Genomic DNA, 5143 nt, shown 5'->3' with positions numbered 1-5143 from the left:
CATCCGACGAAAGCTGTTTCAGCCGCCAATAGGCGCCGCGCACCTTGAAAGAGCCGGCCCATTGCAGCGACTCCGGCTTGACGAAAACGCGTGCGGCCCCCGTCTCCATCGCGAGTGCTGCCGACTCCAGCAGCGGCGTCACCTGCGTTGCCGTCGAGGTGACGGCATAGGCCTTCTTGAGATGATCGAGTGAGGGGACGAGTGTTGTCATCATTCGCCTCGCGGGTACCGCTTGTTCTCTTCGAGATTGTCGAGGTTCATGTGGTTGCGCATATAGCGCTCCGACGCCTTCTGCAGCGGCTGGAAATCCCACGGGTAGTAGGCGCCGTTGCGCAGCGCCGGATAGACGACCCAGCGGCGCGCCTGGCTTTCACGCACGGCGGCGTCGAAGGCGGCCATGTCCCAGCGCGCCCGGACCTTGTCCATGAACGCAGCCACCAGGCCCGCGTTGGCCGGGTCGTCGGCGAGGTTGTCGCGCTCGAGCGGATCGGCTCCGAGATCGAACAGCTGTGGCGGGTCGAGCTCGCAATGGACGAACTTGTATTTGCCGTCGCGGATCGCCACCAGCGGTGCGTAGGAGCCCTCGGCCGCGTACTCGATCAATGCCGGCGCGGCGCGCTGCCCGCCATTGGCAAGCGGCAGCAGCGACTGGCCGTCGGTCCATGGCGCGATCGCGCTCATATCGATGCCGGCGAGGTCGCACAGTGTCGGCGTCACGTCGAGGTTGGAGACCGGCGCCTCGATCAGCCCGGCCGGCACGCCCTTGCCGGCAATCATCAGCGGCACCCGCGCCGAGCCCTCGAAGAAGCTCATCTTGAACCACAGGCCGCGCTCGCCCAGCATGTCGCCGTGATCCGAGCAGAACAGGATGGTGGTGTCGTCCAGCATCCGTGTCCGCTTGAGAACGTCCAGCAGCTCGCCGAGCTTGTCGTCGACATAGGAAATGTTGGCGAAATAGCCGCGCCGCGAACGGCGCACCTGCTCAGCAGTGATCTCGAAAGCGGAATAGTCGCTGGCGCGGTAGAGCCGCTGCGAATGCGGGTCCTGCTCGTCATGCGCGATGAACCCGGTTTCGGGATCCAGCGCCTGGCAATTCTCGTAGAGATCCCAATACTGCTTGCGCGCGACGTAGGGGTCGTGCGGGTGCGACAGCGAAACGGTCAGGCACCAGGGCCGGCGGTCCGCATCGTCCTGCTCCCGCGACAACTGATAGAGCTTTTGCGTGGCCAGGAAGACGACCTCGTCATCATACTCCATCTGGTTGGTGGTCTCGGCGATGCCGGCGCCGGTGACCGAGCCCAGATTATGGTACCACCAGTCGATGCGCTCGCCGGGCTTGCGGTAGTCCGGCGTCCAGCCGAAATCGGCGGGATAGATGTCGGTGGTCAACCTTTCCTCGAAGCCGTGCAACTGGTCCGGTCCGACGAAATGCATCTTGCCCGACAGGCAGGTATAGTAGCCGGCGGCGCGCAGATGATGGGCGAAGGTCGGGATCGAAGAGGCGAATTCCGCCGCATTGTCGTAGACCCCGGTGCGCGACGGCAGCTGCCCGCTCATGAACGAGGCGCGGCCGGGCGCGCAGAGCGGCGAGGCAGTGTAATTGTTGGCGAAGCGCGCCGAGCGCTGGGCGAGCGCCTTCAGATGCGGCACATCCAGGAACTCCGCCGGCCCGTCGGGGAACAGCGTTCCGTTGAGCTGATCGACCATGACGATCAGGAAATTGGGCCGTCCGGTCGTCAAGGCAGGCTCCGTCCGCTGAGCTTGGTTTCGAGATAATCTTCGACGAGCGCGATGGCCGTCGCCGCGTCCGGCACGCCGTCCTTCAGCGCTCGCCGGATATAGAGCCCGTCGATCAGCGCCGCCGTGGCTTCGGCGACGCGATCCGCCTGGCGCCTGGACAGGATGCCGGTCAGCCCGCTCATCAGGTTCGAGTGCAGCCGCCTTGCATAGACCTTGAGCAGGCGCCGCAAAGCCGATGACTTCTGCGCCTCGACATAGAAGGCAAGCCATGCGGCGATGGTCTCGGGCTGGAACTGGTCGTCGGAGAAGCTGACGGCGACCACTGCCGAGACGCGCTGGCGCGCCGTGCCGGTGGCGCGAAGTGCGCGCCTTGTATCGGTGTTGAGCTCCGCCAGTATGTGCCGCATCGTCGCGAACAAAAGCTCGTCCTTGGCGCCGAAATAGTGGTGCGCCAACGCCGACGACACGCCGGCGCGGCCAGCGATCTCCGACATCGTCACGTCCAGCGAGCCGCGCTCGCCGATCGCAGAGATCGTCGCGTCGATGAGCGCCTTGCGGCGCAAGGGTTCCATTCCGATTTTCGGCATTCTGGGATCCGGGCTCAAAGCGAGATTATTTTTTATTGACGGATCAATCAACAAAAAATCGATGCTGGCATCAACCGATCGTGCGGCTCTGGCCCATCCCATTGCCTGGAAAAAAGTTCACAATTGAACAATATTGAATCTCATGTCGCGACAGGACGTGCTAGCGTGTGTGGAGTCAGGTCAGGCCGGCATTACCTGAAGATCCACACACGCCAGGCTGCGCGGCAAATGGAGGCTGTTATGACCGCATGCATCGTCGGCTGGGCGCATTCGCGCTTCGGCAAGCTCGAGGGCGAGACGCTCGAGGGTCTGATCACCAAGGTTGCCGTGGAGGCGCTCGACCATGCCGGCATCGGCCCGGACGATGTCGACGAGATCGTGCTCGGCCATTTCAATGCCGGCTTCTCGCCGCAGGATTTCACCGCGAGCCTGGTCCTGCAGGCCGACGACCGGCTGCGCTTCAAGCCGGCGACGCGGGTCGAGAACGCCTGCGCCACCGGTTCCGCCGCTGTCAGGCAAGGCATCCGCGCCATCGACGCCAATGCCGCCCGCATCGTACTGGTGGTCGGCGCCGAGCAGATGACGACCACGCCCGGCCCCGAGATCGGCAAGAACCTGCTCAAGGCCTCCTATCTGCCGGAGGACGGCGACACGCCGGCCGGCTTCGCCGGGGTCTTCGGCAAGATCGCGCAGGCCTATTTCCAGCGCTATGGCGACCAGTCGGATGCGCTCGCCATGATCGCCGCCAAGAACCATAAGAACGGCGTCGACAATCCCTATGCGCAGATGCGCAAGGATTTCGGCTACGAGTTCTGCCGCCAAGAGAGCGAGAAGAACCCATTCGTCGCCGGCCCGCTGAAGCGCACCGATTGCTCGCTGGTCTCCGATGGTGCCGCGGCGCTCGTGCTCACCGACACCGCGACGGCACTGAGGATGCGCCGCGCCGTGACCTTCCGCGCCAACGAGCACGTCCAGGACTTCCTGCCGATGTCGAAGCGCGACACCCTCGCCTTCGAGGGCTGCGAGCAAGCCTGGAACCAGGCGCTGAAGAAGGCCGGCGTGACATTGGACGACCTCTCCTTCGTCGAGACGCATGACTGCTTCACCATCGCCGAACTGATCGAGTATGAGGCTATGGGCCTAGCCAGACCCGGCGAGGGCGCGAAGCTGGCGCTTGACGGCACGACAGCTAGGGACGGCCGCCTGCCGGTCAACCCCTCCGGCGGCCTGAAGGCCAAGGGCCACCCGATCGGTGCCACCGGCGTGTCGATGCATGTGCTGACCGCCATGCAGCTCACCGGCGAGGCCGGCGGCATCCAGGTGCCGGGCGCCAAGCTCGGCGGCATCTTCAACATGGGCGGCGCTGCCGTTGCCAACTACGTTTCCATTCTCGACCGGATCAGGTAGAAGCGGCCCGCATTTAAAGCGGCGCGCTCTGGGCGCGCGCGTGCGGGAGGCAGCATGGCAAATCCGGTTCTGGTCGAGGTTCTGCGCGGCGCGGTGGTCGAGAGTGCCCATCGCGGCGCGGTCGCTGTCTTCGACGCCGACGGCAAGCCGTTGCTGGAGATCGGCGACACGGCGCGTCCGGTGTTTCCGCGCTCGGCTGTGAAGGCGATCCAGGCGCTGCCGCTGGTCGAAAGCGGTACGGCCGACGCCTATGGCTTCGGCGACCGAGAACTGGCGCTGGCCTGCGCCTCGCATTCCGGCGAGCCGGCGCATGTCGAACTGGCGCAAGCGATGCTGGCGAAAGCCGGTCTGGACGGAAGCGCGCTCGAATGCGGCGCGCATTGGCCGTCGAACCATGACACCACCATTGCTCTCGCCCGCACCGGCAGCGTGCCGAATGCGCTACACAACAACTGCTCCGGCAAGCATGCCGGCTTCCTCTGTACCTGCGTGCATTCCGGGATTGCCCACAGGGGCTACGTCAAAGCCGGCCATGCGCAGCAGGAGATGGTGCGCGATGCCATGCAGTCGGTGACGGAGGCTGCCCATGACGTCGACCATTGCGCCACCGACGGCTGCTCGATCCCGACCTATGCCGTGCCGCTGAAAAGCTTCGCGCTGGGTTTTGCCCGCATGGCGACAGGCACCGGCTTTTCGCCGCAGCGCGCCAAAGCGGCGAAGCGGCTTTTGTCGGCGTGCATGGCCGAGCCGTTCCTCGTCGCTGGCACCGGTAAGGCCGTTGTCGCGCTGATGCAGGCAGCGCCCGGCCGCATCTTCGTCAAAACCGGCGCCGAGGGCGTCTATTGCGCCGCCATTCCCGAACTCGGCCTCGGCATCGCGCTGAAATGCGATGACGGTGCCGGCAGAGGAGCCGAGGTGATGATCGCCGCCGTGCTGGCCAGGCTGTTGCACGATGACGAGGCGGTTGCCGCCAGGCTCGTCGAACAGGCCAATCCGCCGGTCGAAAGCCGGATCGGCGCCAAGGTCGGGTCGCTAAGGCCGACCGCTGCGCTTGGCTAACGCTAGGAAACGTGGTTGCGCTCGACGGTCAGATGCGCGTAGCCGGCATTGCCTGACTGGGCAAGGTCGGCGGTTGCCGGATCGGCCCAGCGCTGGCCGATGATCGCGCCGTTCAGCGCGTCGTCGATGACATTGTCCGAGATGATCGCCGTTCCTGCGCCCTCGACCACCGAGACGGCAATGCCGGTGCCGACCTTGCGAATGATGTTGCCGGTCGCCACGACATTGCGCAGATACGGACCCCAGCCGATCTGCATGCCGTAAAGCGGCGCGTTCTCGACGACATTGCCCGACACCGTGGTGTCGGCCTCGACGCTGATGCCGACGCCGAAGCCGGGCGCGTCGGCATC

General features: G+C 65.3%; 6 protein-coding genes. 2 read left to right on the top strand and 4 right to left on the bottom strand.

Annotated features, from left to right (window positions below; genetic code table 11):
* The 3 genes from EOA33_RS23610 to betI all read right to left on the bottom strand — a co-directional run.
* A partial coding sequence (locus EOA33_RS23610) for a pyridoxal-phosphate dependent enzyme (protein ID WP_127406719.1) occupies positions 1–214 on the bottom strand: 214 nt, incomplete at its 3' end.
* Positions 211–1740, bottom strand: a complete 1530-nt coding sequence (gene betC / locus EOA33_RS23605; protein WP_126055804.1) for a choline-sulfatase — start codon at positions 1738–1740, stop codon at positions 211–213. The genes EOA33_RS23610 and betC, both read right to left, overlap by 4 nt.
* A complete protein-coding gene (gene betI / locus EOA33_RS23600; RefSeq protein WP_127406718.1) occupies positions 1737–2327 on the bottom strand; it encodes a transcriptional regulator BetI in 591 nt (196 codons plus the stop codon). The genes betC and betI overlap by 4 nt, the downstream gene beginning before the upstream one ends.
* 240 nt (positions 2328–2567) lie before the next feature.
* On the opposite strand from betI, the gene EOA33_RS23595 reads away from it, so the two are divergent.
* Together EOA33_RS23595 and EOA33_RS23590 are read left to right on the top strand one after the other, a co-directional pair.
* On the top strand, positions 2568–3734 hold the full coding sequence (locus EOA33_RS23595) for an acetyl-CoA acetyltransferase (protein WP_127406717.1): 1167 nt from the start codon (positions 2568–2570) through the stop codon (positions 3732–3734).
* A 54-nt stretch (positions 3735–3788) separates the two neighbouring features.
* On the top strand, positions 3789–4793 hold the full coding sequence (locus tag EOA33_RS23590; protein WP_127406716.1) for an asparaginase: 1005 nt from the start codon (positions 3789–3791) through the stop codon (positions 4791–4793).
* Between the two features lie 2 nt (positions 4794–4795).
* Here the strand turns inward: EOA33_RS23590 and EOA33_RS23585 are convergent.
* Positions 4796–5143 (bottom strand): TIGR03808 family TAT-translocated repetitive protein (locus EOA33_RS23585; protein WP_127406715.1); only part of this gene is annotated, 348 nt, incomplete at its 5' end.

This window comes from Mesorhizobium sp. M4A.F.Ca.ET.050.02.1.1 (assembly GCF_003997725.1).
In the GTDB taxonomy this organism is placed as follows: Bacteria; Pseudomonadota; Alphaproteobacteria; order Rhizobiales; family Rhizobiaceae; genus Mesorhizobium.
The sequence above is the reverse complement of the archived record's forward strand: the minus strand, read 5'-3'. Positions and strand labels throughout refer to the sequence as shown.